Genomic DNA, 16,826 nt, shown 5'->3' on the forward strand with positions numbered 1-16,826 from the left:
ACGTGCGATGTCGAAACCAGCCAGCGATGCGTCCGGACGGGCCGCTCACGACCCCTCAGTCCCCTCGGCCCCCGGGAGCGGCGAGCCGACCCGTTCCGCCCGCTCGCGCGGGATCGGCAGCCTCCTGGTCGTGGTCTACGGGATCCTCGCGCTCGCCGCGACGGGGCGCTCCGTCTTCCAGATCATCGACCGGTTCGACGAGGCGCCGCTGGCGTTCTCGCTCTCGGCGCTCTCGGCCGTCGTGTACATCGTCGCGACGGTCGCCCTGATCGTCCCGGGCCGCGCCTGGCAGCGCGTCGCGTGGGTGACGATCACCTTCGAGCTGGTGGGCGTGCTCGTGGTCGGCGCGCTCAGCCTCCTCGCTCCGCAGCTCCTCGGGCTCGCGAGCGCCGACCCGTTCGGGCGCCAGTCGACGGTGTGGGCGGCCTTCGGCGCCGGCTACCTGCTCATCCCGCTCGTCCTGCCCGTGCTCGGCCTCTGGTGGCTCCGCGTGCAGGGGCGGCGCACGCCCCGGGCGGCCGCCTGATGCGCGTCGAGACCCGCCCCGGCGACCTGGCCGGGATCGGACCCTCCGCCGTCACGATCGGCAAGTTCGACGGCGTCCACTCCGGGCACCGGGCCGTCATCGGCCGGCTGCACGAGCGGGCCCGCGAGCAGGGGCTCGCCGCCGTCGTCGTCACCTTCGACCGCAATCCGCTCAGCGTGATCGCGCCGGAGAAGTGCCCGCCCGTCCTGGTCGGCAACGAGCAGAAGCTCGAGCTCCTCGCGGGGACCGGCGTGGACGCGACGCTGCTGCTCACCTTCGACGAGGCGTTCCGGGCGCTCTCACCCGAGCAGTTCGTCGAGCAGGTGCTGGTGGAGGCGCTCGAGGCCCGTGTGGTCCTCGTCGGCTCCGACTTCCGCTTCGGCGCCCGGGGAGCGGGCGACGTCGACCTGCTGCACGTGCTCGGCGGGCAGCACGGATTCGAGGTGGAGCTGATCGACGACGTGCGGCCCGAGGACGGCCGCCGCGTCTCCTCCACCTGGATCCGCGAGCTGCTGGCCGAGGGCGATGTGGAGCACGCGACGCGCCTGCTCGGGCACGAGCCCGTCGTCCGCGGCGTGGTCGTGCACGGAGCGAAGCGCGGCCGCGAGCTGGGCTTCCCGACCGCGAACCTCTCGCCGGAGTCGCAGGGCCTGATCCCGGCCGACGGCGTCTACGCGGGCCGGCTCACCACCGACGGCGTCACGCATCCCGCCGCGATCTCGGTCGGCAGCAACCCGACCTTCGTCGGAGTGCCGCCCAAGCAGGTCGAGGCGTACGTGCTCGATCAGACGCTCGACACCCTCGACCTCTACGACCGCGTGGTCGACGTGGCGTTCGTCGGCCGGATCCGCGGCCAGGTCGCCTACGAGGGCGTCGAGCCCCTCATCCGCCAGATGAACCACGACGTGGTGCAGGTCCGCGAGGTCCTCGGCATCGACTGAGCGGGATGCCGGGCGCCGCCTAGCAGGGGCCGCGGGCCCGCACCAGCGGGAGAGGTCCCGGGGCCATCGGCGTACCGTGGCCGCATGAGCGAAACCCCCTCCGACTCGGCGCGCCCCCTCGCGCTCGTCACCGGCGCGACCGGCTACATCGGCGGCCGGCTGACGCCGCGCCTCCTCGAGGCGGGCTTCCGGGTGCGTGTCCTGGTGCGCGACCCGCGCAAGCTGGTCGACGTGCCGTGGGCGGAGGAGGTCGAGGTCGCTCAGGGCGATCTCGGCGATCCGGAGTCGCTGGAGGCCGCGGTCGAGGGCGTCGACGTCCTCTATTACCTCGTCCACTCGATGGGCTCGGGCAACGACCACGCCCACTTCGAGGAGGTCGAGAGCCGCGCCGCGCACAACGTCGCCACGGCCGCGGAGTCGGCCGGCGTCGGCCGCATCGTCTACCTCGGCGGCCTGCACCCCGAGGGCCAGGAGCTCTCGAAGCACCTCCGCTCGCGCGCTGAGGTGGGCCGGATCCTGATGGAGTCGGGAGTGCCGACGATCGCCCTGCAGGCGGGCGTGATCATCGGCTCCGGGTCGACCTCGTTCGAGATGGTGCGCCACCTCACCGACGTGCTGCCGTACATGCCCGCGCCGCAGTGGGTGCGCAACTTCATCCAGCCGATCGCCGTGCGCGACGTGCTGCACTACCTGATCGGCTCCGCGTCGCTCGAGGACGCCACGCTCAACCGCACCTTCGACATCGGCGGGCCCGACGTGCTCCGCTACGGCCAGATGATGAACGGCTACGCGGTCGAGGCCGGGCTCCCGCAGCGGCCGATCGCGTCCCTGCCGGTGTTCACCCCGTGGCTGGCCTCGCAGTGGGTCAACCTGGTCACGCCGATCCCGCGCTCGCTCGCGGTGCCCATCATCGCCTCGCTGCAGTACGACTGCGTCGTGCACGAGCAGGACATCCGCGCGCTCATCCCCGACCCCGAGGGCGGGCTGACCTCCTACCGCCGCGCCGTCCGGCTCGCGCTGGGAAAGATGCAGGCGGGCGAGATCGAGACGAGCTGGCAGAACGCGGAGGTCGTCGGCGCTCCCAGCGATCCGCTGCCGAGCGACCCGGAGTGGGCCGGCCACACGGTCTACGTGGACCTCAAGGAGCGCCGCACCCAGGCCGACCCGGCCAAGCTCTGGCGCGTCATCGAGGGCATCGGCGGCACCAACGGCTGGTACTCCTTCCCGCTCGCGTGGGTGATCCGCGGCTGGATGGACCGCCTCGTCGGGGGAGTAGGCCTGCAGCGCGGGCGCCGCGACTCCGCGCGCCTGCACGCCGGCGACGCCCTCGACTTCTGGCGCGTCGAGGAGATCGAGCGGCCGAAGCTCCTGCGCCTGCGCGCCGAGATGAAGGTGCCCGGCGGGGCCTGGCTCGAGATGCGCGCCGAGCCCTCCGGAGACGGCGGCTCGGTCTACACGCAGCGCGCGGTGTTCTTCCCGCAGGGCCTCGCGGGCAGGCTCTACTGGTTCGCGATCCTGCCCTTCCACGGCATCATCTTCAACGGCATGGCCAACCGCATCACGGCCACCGCGGCCGACCTGCCGGACTCCGGCGACGAGCGCTCCCCTGGCGGGCGCCGGGTGCAGCGGTGACAATGGAGGGGTCCGGCGGCGGCGAGGCCGCCCGGGACGCCGACGAGAGGAGCACGATGAGCGAACGGTCGAGTACGGACGCGGGGCGCGGACTCCAGCTGGGGAAGGTCCTCTTCATCGGGGACAGCATCATCCAGTCGGGAGCCTGGGGCGAGTGGCTGACGGAGTCGACGGTCGTCGACGAGGGAGTCGGAGGGGCCACCACGGCGGACGTCGTCGCGCGGCTCGCCGAGCTGGTCGCGCAGGAGCCGGACACGGTGGTGCTGCTGATCGGCACCAACGACCTCGCCTGGCACCGCACGACGGAGCACGTCGTGCGCAACATCGAGACGATCGTCGCGACGTTCCGGCGCGATCTTCCGGACGTGCGCATCCTGGTGACCTCGGTCCTGCCGCGCGGACACGAGTTCGCACCGCAGATCCGCGAGATCAACCGCCACCTGTGGCAGTTCGCGCCCACGGCGCACGCGGGCTACCTCGACCTGTGGCCGGTGCTCGCGGGGGAGGACGGCGGACTGCTCGAGCAGTACTCGCCGGACGGCCTGCACCTCAACGAGGACGGCTACCGCGCGTGGCGCGAGGCACTGGGCCCGGCGCTCGAGGCGGTCGTGCGGATGCCTCCGCGGACCCGCCCGATCACGCTGCCCTACGACGAGTTCGCGCGGCCGAAGACGGCCTAGCGCAGCACCGTGGAGGGGGAGTCGACCGCAGGGTCGGCTCCCCTTCCGTCATTCCGCGGCCAGGGCGGCCTCGAAGGCCGCGAGGGCGTCCGCGGAGAAGAGGACGAACCGGACCTCGTCGAGTGCGCCGTCCGCGGTCGCCTCGCGGACCGTCTCCACCGCAATGCGCGCCGCGTCGTCCATCGGCCAGCCGTAGACGCCCGCCGAGACGGCCGGGAAGGCGAGCGTCCGCGCACCGAGACCGACGGCGGTGCGCACCGACTCGCGGTAGGCCGAGGCGAGGACGGCGCTGCGGTCCTCCCACCGCGAGTGGACGGGACCGACGGTGTGCACGACCCAGCGGGCAGGGAGGCGGCCGGCGGTCGTGGCGACCGCGGAGCCGGCGGGCAGACCGTCCGGCAGCTCGGTCCCGCGGAGCCGGCGGCACTCGGCGAGGATCTCCGGTCCGCCCGCGCGGTGGATCGCGCCGTCGACGCCGCCGCCGCCGAGGAGCGACGAGTTCGCCGCGTTCACGATCGCGTCGACGTGCTCGCGGGTGAGGTCGCCGCGCACGGCTCTCAGGGTGGTCACGACTCCTCCTCCAGGCTTCGTCCGAGGGCAGCGATCGCCGCAGGTCCCACGCGGCAGCAGCCGCCGATCAGATCCGCTCCCGCCGCGCGCCAGGAGGCGACCAGCGCGGGGTCGAAGGCCGCGTCGCCTGCCCAGCGACGCTCGACGGCGTCCCACTCCTCGCCGCTGTTCGGGTACACGACGACCAGCTTGCCGGTGACGGAGCGGGCGATGCGGACCGCCTCGGCGACGTCGCCGGGCGGGCAGCAGTTCACTCCCACGCCGACGACCTCCTCGGAGGCGGCGGCGACGGCGAACGCCTCGGCCAGGGGCTCGCCGGCCGCGGTGCGGCCCGAACGGCCGCTCACGCAGATCCAGGCGGGGACCGAGGAGCCCGCGAGGGCCTCCACGACGGCCCGCACCTCCCGCACCGACGGGATGGTCTCGACGGCGAGCAGGTCGGGCCCGGCCGCGGCCAGGGTCTCCAGGCGCGGGCGGTGCCAGGCGGCGAGCTCGCCGACGGTGAGGCCGTCGTCGCCGCGGTACTCGGAGCCGTCGCCGAGGCTCGCACCGAAAGGGCCGACGGAGGCGGCGACCCAGCCGCTCTGCGCGCGCCGGGCCAGGTCGACGCTCTCCCGGAGGGCGCGCTCGACGAGGCCCGGGGCCAGCCCCGCGGCCGCGAATCCGGTCGCGGACACCTGGTAGCTCGCGGTCACCGCGACCCGGGCGCCCGCCTCGGCGAAGGCGCGGTGCGCGGCGACGACCCGGCCGGGCTCCTCCAGCAGGACCCGGGCGCTCCAGAGCGAGGAGTCCACCGCGGCGCCCTGCGCCTCCAGCTCCGTGCCCAGGCCCCCGTCGAGCAGCAGCGGGCGCACCCGCGCCGCGGCGACGAGGCCGGCGGTCACGAGCGGTTGTTGGAGAGCTCGAAGATCTTCACGAGCTCGGCGATGGCCGCCTCGCGGGCGTCTCCGCCCTCCTCGAACATCGCGGTGATGTGCGTGCGGAGGTGGTTCTCGACGATGAGCTTGTTGAGCGAGCCGAGCGACTTCTGGATCGCGAGGGACTGCGTGACGATGTCGACGCAGTAGTCCTCGTTCTCGATCATCCGCTCGAGGCCGCGCATCTGGCCGCCCAGGATCCGGGCACGGTGCAGCGAGCGCTTCTTGAGGTCCTCGATCACTCCTCCAGCCTACGCGCCGCAGGCGGTACCCGGGCGGGGTATGCGCGCCTACGATCGAGGGGTGAGCACCCGCAAGCCGTCCCGCGCGACCGCCGCCCGCTACCCCTCGCGCGACCGCGCCCGCATGGCGCTCGCGCCCGGGATCCTCGGCGCGATCGTGCTGCTGGCCGGGCTCGCCCTCGTCGGCTCCGACGCCTACGACTTCATCCGCTACCCGGTCGCGATCCTCGCGGCGGTCATCGGCTGGTTCGCGATCCAGGCGCGCGCACTCCTCTGGCTGATCGGGCTCGTCCCCGTGCTCGTGCTGTGGAACCCGGTGCTGCCGTTCGCGTTCCCGGACGCGATCTGGTTCTCGCTGAGCCTCGCCGCGGTCGGCGTCTTCGTGGCGGCGGGTCTCGTGATCCGCGTCCCGACCCCGGAATGACGACGAGCGCGACCGTCCGCGCGGCGGAGCGCCGACCGGACCGCCCCGAGGAGTAGACTGGCGCCGCACCCGCACGCCGGGGATGCTGCGACCGGGTCCCAGACCCGTTGCTCGGAGCTCCCGACGGCCACCGGATGCACCGACGCCCGACGCCTCCCCGGAGGCGATCCGGCGGATGCACGGCGACGGCAGCGCGCGGGAACCCCTCCTCCGCCCCCCGTCACACATCGAGGAGGAGCATGGCTCGCAGCGGCCAGCGTCAGTCCGGTCAGACGCGACGAGCGTCGAACGCCGCCGGGAGCCGACCCCGATCGCGCTCGCGCGGCGTGGACAACGCGGGGATCATCCCGATCCTCGCCCGCCGCGTCCGCGAGGTGGAGGCGAAGGCCCAGACCGGCAAGGTCGGGCCGACCAACCGGACGAAGTTCCTGGTGATCGCCCTCCTGATGCGCGAGGAGCGCAAGCGGGTCAAGGTCGATCCCTCGCTCAGCGACGCGCAGCGCGCCGAGGAGATGAAGCGCCTCGACGGCATCGCCACGATCCTGGCCAAGACGGCCGCCCGCGACACCAGCCTGATCGCGCTGCTCGAATCGGAGGCCGGCGTCACGGCGGCCGCGCAGAAGCTCCGCCGCGACTGGCTGCTCGAGGCGGGCGCGGAGCTCAGCCCCGACGAGCTGCTGATCGTGACCGAGCCGGAGCCCAAGCCCGAGGTGCCGGTCAACCAGGTCGTGCCGCAGTCGGTGCGCGCCCGCCAGCTGGCGAACCCCTTCCTCCCGCCGGACTTCTCGATCGCCGAGGCCTCGGCTCCGGCGCCGCGCCGCAGGCTCGACGACTGGGAGCTGCTCGGGCCGCTCTTCAAGGCGTTCGAGTACGGAGCGGGCGGACGGGCCGCGAGCATGGAGCTCCCGGAGCCGCCGAAGCTCGACCGGGTCTCGCCGCGCGGCCGCGAGCTGATGCCGCACCAGGCGCGCTTCATCGAGAGCGCCCGCGAGGGGCACCGCAGCTTCCTGCTCGCCGACGAGCCGGGTCTGGGCAAGACCGCGCAGAGCCTCCTCGCCGCCTCGGTGGTCGGGGCGTACCCGCTGCTCGCGGTGGTGCCGAACGTGGTCAAGATGAACTGGGCGCGCGAGGTCGAGCACTGGACGCCGCAGCGGCGCGCCACGGTCATCCACGGAGACGGCGGCACGCTCGACGCGTTCGCCGACGTGGTCATCGTCAACTACGACATCCTCGACCGGCACATCGGCTGGCTCGGGAGCCTGGGCTTCCGCGGCATGGTCGTCGACGAGGCGCACTTCATCAAGAACCTCCGCTCGCAGCGCTCGCAGAGCGTGCTCGCGCTGGCGTCGAGGATCCGCGAGACCACTCCGGGGCACGATCCGCTGATGATCGCGCTGACCGGCACCCCGCTGATCAACGACGTCGACGACTTCCGCGCCATCTGGCGCTTCCTCGGCTGGATCGACGAGACCAAGCCGGGACCGGAGCTGATGGGCCGCCTCGAGGAGACGGGCCTCACCCCCGCCGACACGGGCTTCTACCCGGAGGCGCGCGAGGCCGTGATCGACCTCGGCATCGTCCGGCGCAAGAAGATCGACGTCGCCGCCGACCTGCCGTCGAAGCGGATCGTCGATCTGCCCGTCGAGCTGGACGACGACCTCGGCCGCTCCATCCAGAAGGCCGAGCGCGAGCTCGGCGCCCGCATGCTGCAGCGCTTCAGGGCGGTCACCTCCTCGATCACGCACGAGCTCGACGACGACGAGCGCGAGCGGTTCATCCGCATCGTGGCGCAGAGCGAGCTCGAGGAGTCGAAGTCGGCCAAGACCGGCGAGAACGTCTTCACCATGGTGCGCCGGATCGGCCAGGCCAAGGCGGCGCTGGCCGCCGACTACGCCTCGCAGCTGGCCCGCTCGGTGGGCAAGGTCGTCTTCTTCGCGAAGCACATCGACGTGATGGACCAGGCGGAGGACACCTTCGAGAAGCGCGAGCTGACGTCCGTCTCCATCCGCGGCGACCAGACCGCGGCGTTCCGCCAGACGCAGATCGACGCCTTCAACGAGGACCCGGACGTCTCTGTCGCCGTCTGCTCGCTCACCGCGGCGGGAGTCGGCGTGAACCTGCAGGCGTCGTCCAACGTGGTGCTCGCCGAGCTGTCGTGGACCTCGGCCGAGCAGACGCAGGCGATCGACCGCGTGCACCGCATCGGCCAGGAGGAGCCGGTGACGGCGTGGAGGATCATCGCGGCGCACACGATCGACGCGAAGATCGCGGAGCTCATCGACGCCAAGGCCGGTCTCGCCGCCCGGGCGCTCGACGGCGCGGACGCCGAGACGGCCTCGGCCGACACGGTGCAGCTGGACGCCCTCATGCACGTCCTGCGCGAGGCGATCGGCTGAGCGCACCCGACCGGGCCGGCTGAGAGCTCAGCCGGTCCGGGCGAGCGGTGCGGCGAAGAAGTCCTTCTCGAACGAACTCGACCGCAGGAACGCGTCCCTCATCGCGGCGCGCTCCCTCGGTGAGGCGTCGCGGGCGGCCTGCTCCGTGAACTCGATCGCCCGCTCGGTGGCCGTCGCGAAGACCGGGTCGCCGTAGGTGAGCAGCCAGTCCGCGTAGGGGTGCTCGGGGTGCCCGGAGGCGGCGAGGCGCGACCCGACGTCGGCGTAGAGCCAGAAGCAGGGGAGCAGGGCGGCGACGATCTCGCCGTAGCCGCCGCCCGCGGCGACCGCGAGCAGGTGGTCGGTGTAGCCGCGGGTCACGGGCGCGGGAGCCGCGTCCCTGGTCCCGAGCCGGTCGCGGTGCAGCTGCGCCTCCGCTGCGAGGGCGGACGCCGAGCCCTCGGCCCAGAAGACCTGCTCGGCGGTGGTCGGCGCGCGCTGCGCCGCCACGGCCAGGACGCGGGCGTACTCGGTGAGGTAGAGAGCGTCCTGCTCGAGGTACCACTCGAAGTCCTCCCGCCCGAGGGAGCCGTCGCCGAGGGCCCGCACGAACGGGAGCGCGTCGATCTCGTCGCGGAGGGTCCGGGTCCGCTCCCAGACGTCCGCGCAGAACGCCGGAGGACGTTGCCGGTGGAAGTGGTCGATCGGGCCGTTGCCGGTGCCGACCTCGAGAGCGTCGGCGGCGCGCAGGGCGCCGGTCAGCCACTCCTTGGCCTCCGTCAGCGCCTCGACCAGGGCGTCGGAGGAGGTGTCGCGCCCGGCCAGGAGCGTCGCCATCGCGGACGAGAGCGAGCACCCGGTGCCGTGCGTGTTCGAGGTGGCGACGCGCTCGCCGGGGACCTCGCGCACGAGGCCGTCGGGGGTGACGATCGCGTCCGGGGTGGCGGGGCCGTCGAGGTGGCCGCCCTTCACCAGCACGGCGGCGTCGAGGGCGCGGGCGAGTTCTGCTCCCTGCGCGAGCGCGGCCGGCCAGTCGGAGGCGGTCGGCTCTCCGGCCAGCACGCCCAGCTCGGGGAGGTTCGGCGTCACCAGGTCGGCGCGGCGGAGCAGGTCGCGCACGGCGTCCTCCGCCTCGGGAGCGAGCAGCCGGTGACCGCTGGTCGCGACCATCACCGGATCCACGACCACGACGGGCGGGCGGACCTCGTCGAGCCACTCGGCGACGACTCCGGCGTACTCGGCCGTGGCGAGCATCCCGATCTTCACCGCGTCGATCGTGACGTCGTCGCTCACCGCGTCGAGCTGCTCGCGGAGGAACACGGCGGGTGGCAGGTGCACGGAGCGGACCCCGTGCGTGTTCTGCGCGACGAGCGCGGTGACGACCGCCATGCCGTAGCCGCCGAGCGCGCCGATCGACTTGAGGTCGGCCTGGACGCCTGCACCGCCGGTCGGATCGGTGCCGGCGATGCTGAGGACACGGGGGACGCGGGCGCCGGCGGTCACCGGTCCCACTCCGCTCGGATCAGGCGGGCGGCCGCCGCGGGGTCGGCGGCCGTGCAGAGCGCCGACACGACCGCGAGGCCGGCCGCACCGGCGAGGCGGAGTGGCCCCGCGTCCGCGGCTCCGACTCCGCCGATGGCGACGCAGGGCAGCGCCGCGGCCGCGGCGAGGGCGGCGAACCCGTCGACACCGAGGGGAGCGGGGTGGTCGGGCTTGGTCGCGGTGGGCCGGATGACGCCGACGCCGAGGTAGTCGACCGTCCCCGCGGGCAGGGCACGGACGGCGGCGAGGTGCTCGGGGGTGTTCGCGGTGAGCCCGATCACCGCGTCGGGACCGAGCAGCGAGCGGGCGGCGGTGACGGGGAGGTCGGACTGCCCGAGGTGGACGCCGTGGACGCGGGCGCCCGCGAGGCGGGCGGCGAGGGCGACGTCGACGCGGTCGTCGACCAGCAGGGTCGTGCGCTCGTCGAGGACGGCGGCGACGGCCCGGGTCAGGGCGACGAGCTCGGCGGCGGGGGCGTCGTGATCGCGGATCTGCACGGTCGTGACTCCGCCCCGGACGGCGGCGGCGACCACCGCGGGCACGCCGCGCTGGCCGCACTGGGCGGTGTCCGTGACGAGGTAGAGCGAGAGGTCGAGGCTCATGCGATGCGCGCCCCGGCCTCGGCGTCGGCCGGCTGGAGGGCAGCGAGGGCGTCGAGGAGGCCGACGGCGAAGGATCCGGGACCGCTGCTCGCGGCGGCGGCCCGCTCGGCGGCGAGGCCCCAGACCGCGGAAGCGCTGACGGCCGCGTCGAGCGGGCGGGCGCCCGCGCCGAGGAACGCCGCCATCACGGCGCCGAGCGCGCAGCCGCCGCCGGTCACGCGGGTCAGTAGCGGGTGGCCCCCCGTGACCCGGACGATCCGCTCGCCGTCGGTGACGAGGTCGACCGCTCCCGAGACGGCGACCACGCCTCCGGTGCGGCGGGCGAGGACGCGGGCGGAGTCGAGCGCCTGCTCGGCGGTGTCGACGGCGTCCACGCCGCGGCCGCCCGCACCGGCTCCCGCGAGGGCGAGGATCTCGGAGGCGTTGCCGCGGATGATCGCGGGCCGCGCCTCGAGCAGCTCCACCGCCAGAGCGGTGCGGACGGGCAGCGGGCCCACGGCGACCGGATCGAGCACCCACGGGGTGCCGGCGCGTCCGGCCGCGGCGACCGCCTCGCGAGCACCCTCGCGCTGCTCCGCTCCGGGCGTGCCGAGGTTGACGAGCACCGCGGAGGCGAGGCCCGCGAAGACGCCCGCCTCGCCGGGCAGGTCGCACATCGCCGGGCTGGCGCCGAGGGCCAGGAGGCTGTTGGCGGTGAAGCCGGTGACGACCGCGTTCGTGATGCACTGCACCAGGGGCCCGGCGGCGCGGAGCTCGGCGAGATCGCGACCCACGGAGGCCGGGTCGGGCGCCGTGTCGGCGGGGAGGGTCGGGTGGACAGGCGTGCGAATGCTCATTCGCGACATCCCTTCGCTAGTACGAACTAGATCAGGTTCAACGGGTCTTCTCTCAGCCCTGGCGGGCACCCCGTGTCACTGCGCACGACCCTAGCAGCGGGCGCGGGCGCGCTCGCTGCTGCAGTGCGAGAGGAGCCAGCGGGCCGTCGTCGCCCCTTCGCCCGGGAGCGGCCGCTCAGCCGGTGAGGATCGTCGAGTCGCCGCGCGGCCCCACCGCGACGCGGAGGCCGATCGGCAGCCGCTCGCGCATCGCGTCGACGTGGCTGATCAGGCCGATCGTCCGACCGCCCGACCGCAGCTCGTCGAGCGTGCTGAGCGCCGTCTCGAGCGTCTCGGCGTCGAGCGAGCCGAAGCCCTCGTCGATGAACATGGTCTCGAGCGAGATGCCGCCGGACTGCGCCGTCACCACGTCGGCGAGGCCGAGGGCGAGGGCGAGCGAGGCGAGGAACGTCTCGCCGCCGGAGAGCGAGGCGGGCTGCCGGCGGACGCCGGTGAAGGCGTCGAGCACGTCGATCCCGAGGCCGGAGGCGGCACCGCGGTAGGCGAGCGAGTCGTCGTGGGCGAGTGCGTAGCGGCCGCTGGTCATCGCGTCGAGGCGGAGGTTCGCCGCGGTCACGATCTCCTCCAGGCGTCCGGCGAGGGCGAAGGCCTCGAGGTCCATCCGGCGCGTGTTCTGCCCCCGGCCGGAGACGGTCTCGGCCAGCGCGCGCAGCTCCTCGTGGCGGTGGAGGCGCTCACCCAGCACCGCGAGGCGGCCCGCGGCCGTCGCGGTGAGCTCGGCCAGGCGCTCCGAGCGGTGCTCGAGCACGGAGAGGCCGGCTCGCGCCTCGTCGCGACGGGCGGAGGCTTCGCGCGAGCGCCCCTCGGCGTCGGCGAGGTCGACGGCCGTGCCCGGCAGTCCGCGGAGCTCCGGGTCGGCGAGCACCGCCTCCGTCGCGCTCCGCCGCCGCTCGTGCTCGGCGACGACGGCCTCGGCCCGCGCCCGGTCCCCGCTGGCCAGCGCGGCCGACTCGGCCTCCTCGGCGGTCGTGAAGCCGCGCTCGGCGAGGACCTCGGCGAGCTCCTCCCGGGCGGCGGCGGCGGCCTCGGACCGCGAGACGGCCGCCTCCTCGGCCTCGACCAGGGCGACGGCACGACGGCGCTGGGCGTTCAGCTGCTCGACGCGCGAGGCGACGCTCGTCGCGCCGTCGCGGAAGGCCTCGACGCGCTCCCGCAGCAGCCGCAGCGCTTCAGCGGCGAGGGCGGACTCGTCGGCGCGGGCGCGGTGCTCCTCACGAGCGGCGTCCCGCCCGGTCGTGAGAGCGTCGATCCGGGTGCGCAGCCGGATGCGCTCGCGCCGCAGCTCCTCCATGCGGGCGGCGGCGCGGCGCGCCGAGGCGAGCCGCTCCTCGTGCGCCGGGCGGAGCGACTCCGGATCCGCGTCCTCGCCCACGCGCTCCTCGAGCGCCGCGAGAGCCCGAGCCGCGGCTCCCTCGCGCTCGCGGGCGCCGTCGAGGGCGGCGGCGGCGCGCTCCACCGCGACGCGGGCCCGGTCGAGGTCGTCGGTGCCGACCGTCGTCGGGCCGTCGTGCTCGGCCGGGCGGGGGTGCTCGCACGAGCCGCAGACGGGGCAGGGCTCGCCCGGCTCCAGCCGCTCGGCGAGCTCCCCGGCGAACCCGGCGAACCGGCGCGCGATCAGGGCGGCCTGCTCCGCGGCGCGCTCGCCGTGGACGCGCGCCGCGTCGGCGTAGGCCGTGCCGAGCCGCTGCAGACCCGCCGCAGTGAGATCGCGCTCGAGGGCCGCGGCGATCCTCCGCTCGAGCGCGGCGAGCTCGTCGACGCGCGTGGGGACAGCGGCGGCCTCCCCGGCCAGGGACTCCTCCTCGGCGGCGAGCGCGTCGACGCGGGCGGGCAGCTCGCGCAGCTCCGCCTCGATCCCCGCGAGCGCGGTCGCCGCCGCCTGCTCGGCGCGTGCGGACCGCTCGGTGACGCGCTCCGCGTCGGGGAGCCGGCGCTCCTCTGCCAGCGCCTCGGCGAGGGCGCCGAGGACAGCGGCGAGCCGTTCGGCCGTCTCGGCGGCCGGGCCCCCGGACGCGTCCCCGTAGGCGTCGGCGGCGAGGTCGCGCTGCTGCCGGGCGGCCCGCTCCTTCTCGGCGGCTGCCCGGGCGGAGCGGAGCAGCGGCAGCACGCCGTCGGCCCGGCGCGCGCGCTCGATCGCGGCCCGCTGCTGCTCGACGTGCGCCTCGGCGACCACGAGCTCCTCCGCCTCGATGAGGGCGCGCCGGCGCCGCTCCTGGCCCCGGGCGATGCGCCGTGCCTCGTCGAGAGCGGTGCCCGCGGCCTCGTGCGCCGCGTCGGCCGCGGCGGAGCCGGCCCGGGCCGCCTCGAGCGGAGCGGCGAGCCGCGCCGGCAGCCCGGCGAACCAGGCGGCGTCCGGCAGAGGCGGCTCGGCTCCGTCATCGAGGAGCCGGACGGCCTCGTCCGCGAGCGCCGTCACGGCCGCGCGCTCCTCCTCGAGCCCGACGGCGCTCGCGTCGCGCTGCTCGAGCAGGCGGCGGCGGAGCAGATCGAAGCGCTCGGTCGCGAAGAGCGTGCGCAGGAGCCGCTGCCGGTCGTCGTTCTTCGCGAGCAGGAACTCGTGGAAGCGGTTCTGCGCCAGCAGGATCACCTGGAGGAACTGGTCCTTCGTCAGGCCGACGATCCGGCCGATGTCGGCACCCACCTCCTTCGCGCTCGACGAGAGCCCGACCCAGGCGCCGTCGACCTGCTCCAGCAGCTCGACCTTCGCCGGCTGGGTCGTGGTGCCGGTGCCGCGCCGTTTCGGCCGCTCGTACTCGGGCGAGCGCCGGACGCGGTAGACGCGCCCCGCCGCCTCGAAGTCGAGCTCGGCGAAGGTCTCGTCCTCGGGGCCGCTGTGGTCGCTCCGGAGGCGCGAGGCGGTGCCGTCGAAGCGGGGGACCGAGCCGTAGAGCGCGAACGCGATCGCGTCGAGGATCGTCGACTTGCCCGCTCCGGTGCGCCCGGCGATGAGGTACACGCCCACGTCCTCGAGCCGGTCGAAGTCGACGCACTGCTCGGCGCGGAACGGTCCGAGTCCGGCGAAGGCGAGTCGGCGGATCCTCACCGCAGAGCCTCGGCCTCGACGGCCGCGAGCGCGACGAGGGTGAGGGCGCGCTCGGTGTCCGTGGCGCCGTGGCCGCCGCGGACGTGGGCGAGGAAGTCGTCGACGACCTCCACGTCGCTCCGCCCGCGGATCCGCTCGGCGTACGCGCGCGGCTCGGCCGCGGCGTGCGGGGGCCGGTGCTCGAGCGTGGCGCAGCCGGGGAAGCGCGACTGCAGGCGCGCCATCGCGTCGAGCGGGCGCACGGGATCGGTGAGCACCGCCGAGACCCAGTCGCCCTCCACCTCGGCCAGGGAGGGATCGCGCAGCAGCTGCTGGAGCTCGCCCTCGATCACGCTGAGCCTCCTCGGTACGGGGAGCGGCGACCACTCGACGCCCTCGAGCCCCTCGGGCCCGATCGTCACCAGCCAGGCGCCGCGCGGCTTCGACGCCTCGCCGAACGAGTAGTGCAGCGGCGCTCCGGAGTAGCGCACGCCCGGCAGCAGTTCGGCGCGTCCGTGGATGTGCCCGAGCGCCGCGTAGTCGGCCGCGGCGAAGTGCTCGACCGAGACGTAGTCGAGCCCGCCCGCCGTGATGTCGCGCTCGAGGACCGCGGCCGGGGCTCCGACCGCGAAGCAGTGCGCGAGCACGACCCAGGGACGGCCCGCCGCCTCGGCGGCGGCGCGCACCCGCGCCATCGCGAAGGCGAGCACGTCCTCGTGGCGGCGCAGCTGCTCCTCCGGGTGCCGGTGGCGGTAGAGGGCGGGCTCGAGGAAGGGGATGCCGTGGACGCCGACCTCGAGCCCGGACGCGTCGCGCAGCACGACCGGCTCGGCGTACGCCTCGGGGTCGGTGAGGACGTGGACGCCCGCTCCGCGAAGGAGCCCCGCCTGGAAGCCGAGCCGGGCGGGGGAGTCGTGGTTGCCGCTGGTGAGGACGACCTCGGCGCCGGCCGCGCGGATCGCCTCGAGGGTGCGGGTGAGGAGGGTGTAGTGCTCCGCGGCGGGCACGGCGGAGTCGAAGACGTCGCCGGCGATCAGCACCGCGTCCACGCGCTCGGCCCGCACCGTCTCGACCAGGGCCTCGAGCACGGTCGCGAGCGCCGCCGTCGTGGAGTGCCCGTGGAAGGTGCGGCCGATGTGCCAGTCCGAGGTGTGCAGCAGCTTCACGGTCGTCCTTCCTCTGCGTCGTCCGGGGGAGCGCCTCCAGGCTAGTGAGGCCCTCCGACACCGGCGGCGCAGCGGACACCTCCCGTTCACCGGGAGGTGCACAATAGGGCGTCGGTCGAGCAGAGGAGATGGTCGTGAAGCTGCCCCGCGTCCCCGCGACGATCCTGGGTCTGGGCTCGCGCACCCGCGCCGCCGCCGAGGACACCGCTCCCATCCAGCGTCTGCGCCCGGACGACGAGCCGGCCCGCACCAGCACGGTCGACAACGCGATCTACCAGGACGGCCGCCGGGTCGTCTCACCCGGCAGCATCCCGGAGGCGCTCGCCGCCCTGCAGAAGCTGCCCGACGCGATGGCGTGGATCGGGCTGTACCGGCCGAACGCGGCCGAGCTCGCCGCGCTCGAGGACGAGTTCTCGATGCACCCGCTCGCCCTCGAGGACGCGATCAGCGCGCACCAGAGGCCCAAGCTCGAGCGGTACGGCAGCGACATGTTCGTGGTGCTGCGCGCCGCCAGCTACTCCGACCAGCGCGAGGAGGTCGACTTCGGCGAGCTCCACCTGTTCGTGGGGTCGAACTTCGTCGTCACGGTCCGCCACTCCGAGAAGCCCGACCTCTCGCTGGTGCGGCGGCGGATGGAGGCCGATCCGGAGCTGCTGCGCGTCGGCCCGGTCGCCGTGCTGTACGCGATCCTCGACGCCGTCGTGGATCAGTACTCGCCCGTCGTCGCCGGTCTCGAGAACGACATCGACGAGATCGAGGCGCAGGTCTTCGAGGGCGACCCGGCGGTGTCCCGCCGCATCTACGAGCTCAGCCAGGAGGTGCTGGACTTCCAGCGTGCGGTCGCTCCGCTGACCGGCATGCTCGGGCGGCTCGTCACCGACTTCGAGGTGTTCCAGTCGGATGTGGAGCTGCGCCGCTACATCCGCGACGTCGCCGACCACGTCGCGCTCGTCACCGAGCGGGTCGACGGCTTCCGCACCACGCTGCGGGAGATCCTGGCGGTGAACGCGACCCTCGTCGCCCAGCGCCAGAACGAGGACATGAAGAAGCTCGCGGAGGTGGGCAACCAGCAGAACGACGAGGTCAAGCGGATCTCCGCCTGGGCGGCCATCTTCTTCGCGCCGACCATGATCTCGAGCATCTACGGCATGAACTTCGACGTGATGCCCGAGCTGCACGTGGCATGGGGGTACCCGGCGGCGCTCGCGGCGATGCTCGCCTCGAGCGTGGTGCTGCACCGGCTCTTCAAGCGGTGGGGCTGGCTCTGAGCCCGCGTCCCGCGACGTGTCAA

Annotated in this window: 15 protein-coding genes and 1 riboswitch; of the genes, 7 read left to right on the forward strand and 8 right to left on the reverse strand. The window is 74.4% G+C overall.

Annotated features, from left to right (window positions below; all coding sequences use genetic code 11):
* Window positions 1–7: 7 nt before the first annotated feature.
* The 4 genes from C5D09_RS02035 (at window position 8) to C5D09_RS02050 (ending at window position 3,779) form a co-directional block, all read left to right on the forward strand.
* Window positions 8–526, forward strand: a complete 519-nt coding sequence (locus C5D09_RS02035; RefSeq protein ID WP_258064086.1) for a hypothetical protein — start codon at window positions 8–10, stop codon at window positions 524–526.
* Entirely contained in the window at window positions 526–1,467 is a 942-nt protein-coding gene (locus tag C5D09_RS02040; protein WP_104268530.1) for a bifunctional riboflavin kinase/FAD synthetase, read from the forward strand. The genes C5D09_RS02035 and C5D09_RS02040 overlap by 1 nt, the downstream gene beginning before the upstream one ends.
* 84 nt (window positions 1,468–1,551) lie before the next feature.
* Window positions 1,552–3,099, forward strand: a complete 1,548-nt coding sequence (locus C5D09_RS02045; protein WP_104268494.1) for an SDR family oxidoreductase — start codon at window positions 1,552–1,554, stop codon at window positions 3,097–3,099.
* A gap of 56 nt (window positions 3,100–3,155) precedes the next feature.
* A complete protein-coding gene (locus C5D09_RS02050) occupies window positions 3,156–3,779 on the forward strand; it encodes a GDSL-type esterase/lipase family protein (protein WP_104268531.1) in 624 nt (207 codons plus the stop codon).
* A 48-nt stretch (window positions 3,780–3,827) separates the two neighbouring features.
* Here C5D09_RS02050 and C5D09_RS02055 read toward each other — a convergent pair whose 3' ends face one another.
* The 3 genes from C5D09_RS02055 to C5D09_RS02065 are packed head-to-tail and all read right to left on the reverse strand — an operon-like array spanning window position 3,828 to window position 5,508.
* Window positions 3,828–4,349, reverse strand: a complete 522-nt coding sequence (locus tag C5D09_RS02055; protein WP_104246566.1) for an O-acetyl-ADP-ribose deacetylase — start codon at window positions 4,347–4,349, stop codon at window positions 3,828–3,830.
* Window positions 4,346–5,233, reverse strand: a complete 888-nt coding sequence (gene mmuM, locus C5D09_RS02060) for a homocysteine S-methyltransferase (RefSeq protein WP_104268495.1) — start codon at window positions 5,231–5,233, stop codon at window positions 4,346–4,348. Before mmuM ends, C5D09_RS02055 begins: the two co-directional genes overlap by 4 nt.
* On the reverse strand, window positions 5,230–5,508 hold the full coding sequence (locus C5D09_RS02065; protein ID WP_104223062.1) for a metal-sensitive transcriptional regulator: 279 nt from the start codon (window positions 5,506–5,508) through the stop codon (window positions 5,230–5,232). The genes mmuM and C5D09_RS02065 overlap by 4 nt, the downstream gene beginning before the upstream one ends.
* A gap of 61 nt (window positions 5,509–5,569) precedes the next feature.
* Between C5D09_RS02065 and C5D09_RS02070 the strand changes: the two genes are divergently transcribed.
* The gene (locus C5D09_RS02070) at window positions 5,570–5,932 is read left to right on the forward strand and encodes a DUF6804 family protein (RefSeq protein ID WP_258059290.1); all 363 of its coding nucleotides are present in this window, start codon (window positions 5,570–5,572) and stop codon (window positions 5,930–5,932) included.
* A gap of 239 nt (window positions 5,933–6,171) precedes the next feature.
* Entirely contained in the window at window positions 6,172–8,328 is a 2,157-nt protein-coding gene (locus tag C5D09_RS02075) for a DEAD/DEAH box helicase (RefSeq protein WP_104225603.1), read from the forward strand.
* Window positions 8,329–8,355: 27 nt separating this feature from the next.
* On the opposite strand, the gene thiD is transcribed toward C5D09_RS02075, so the two are convergent.
* From thiD to C5D09_RS02100, 5 genes are all read right to left on the reverse strand, one after another.
* Window positions 8,356–9,810: a bifunctional hydroxymethylpyrimidine kinase/phosphomethylpyrimidine kinase gene (thiD, locus tag C5D09_RS02080; protein WP_104268496.1), complete on the reverse strand. Its 1,455-nt coding sequence runs from the start codon at window positions 9,808–9,810 to the stop codon at window positions 8,356–8,358.
* Complete coding sequence (gene thiE, locus C5D09_RS02085) at window positions 9,807–10,451, reverse strand: thiamine phosphate synthase (RefSeq protein ID WP_104268497.1); 645 nt, start codon at window positions 10,449–10,451, stop codon at window positions 9,807–9,809. The genes thiD and thiE overlap by 4 nt, the downstream gene beginning before the upstream one ends.
* Window positions 10,448–11,287, reverse strand: coding sequence for a hydroxyethylthiazole kinase (gene thiM / locus C5D09_RS02090; RefSeq protein WP_104246561.1), 840 nt, complete (start codon window positions 11,285–11,287; stop codon window positions 10,448–10,450). The genes thiE and thiM overlap by 4 nt, the downstream gene beginning before the upstream one ends.
* Window positions 11,279–11,370: riboswitch (TPP riboswitch) on the reverse strand. (Overlaps the previous gene by 9 nt.)
* Before the next feature lie 92 nt (window positions 11,371–11,462).
* Window positions 11,463–14,390 carry an AAA family ATPase gene (locus tag C5D09_RS02095; RefSeq protein ID WP_104268498.1) on the reverse strand — a complete coding sequence of 976 codons (2,928 nt, stop codon included), beginning with the start codon at window positions 14,388–14,390 and terminating at the stop codon, window positions 11,463–11,465.
* Window positions 14,387–15,535 (reverse strand): exonuclease SbcCD subunit D, encoded by a 1,149-nt coding sequence (locus C5D09_RS02100; RefSeq protein WP_104268499.1) that lies wholly within the window; start codon window positions 15,533–15,535, stop codon window positions 14,387–14,389. Before C5D09_RS02100 ends, C5D09_RS02095 begins: the two co-directional genes overlap by 4 nt.
* A 128-nt stretch (window positions 15,536–15,663) precedes the next feature.
* Here C5D09_RS02100 and C5D09_RS02105 point away from each other — a divergent pair, with 128 nt between their 5' ends.
* Window positions 15,664–16,803 carry a magnesium and cobalt transport protein CorA gene (locus tag C5D09_RS02105; RefSeq protein ID WP_104223070.1) on the forward strand — a complete coding sequence of 380 codons (1,140 nt, stop codon included), beginning with the start codon at window positions 15,664–15,666 and terminating at the stop codon, window positions 16,801–16,803.
* The last annotated feature ends 23 nt before the right edge of the window (window positions 16,804–16,826 follow it).

This window comes from Rathayibacter sp. AY1C9 (genome assembly GCF_002932315.1).
GTDB lineage: Bacteria > Actinomycetota > Actinomycetes > Actinomycetales > Microbacteriaceae > Rathayibacter.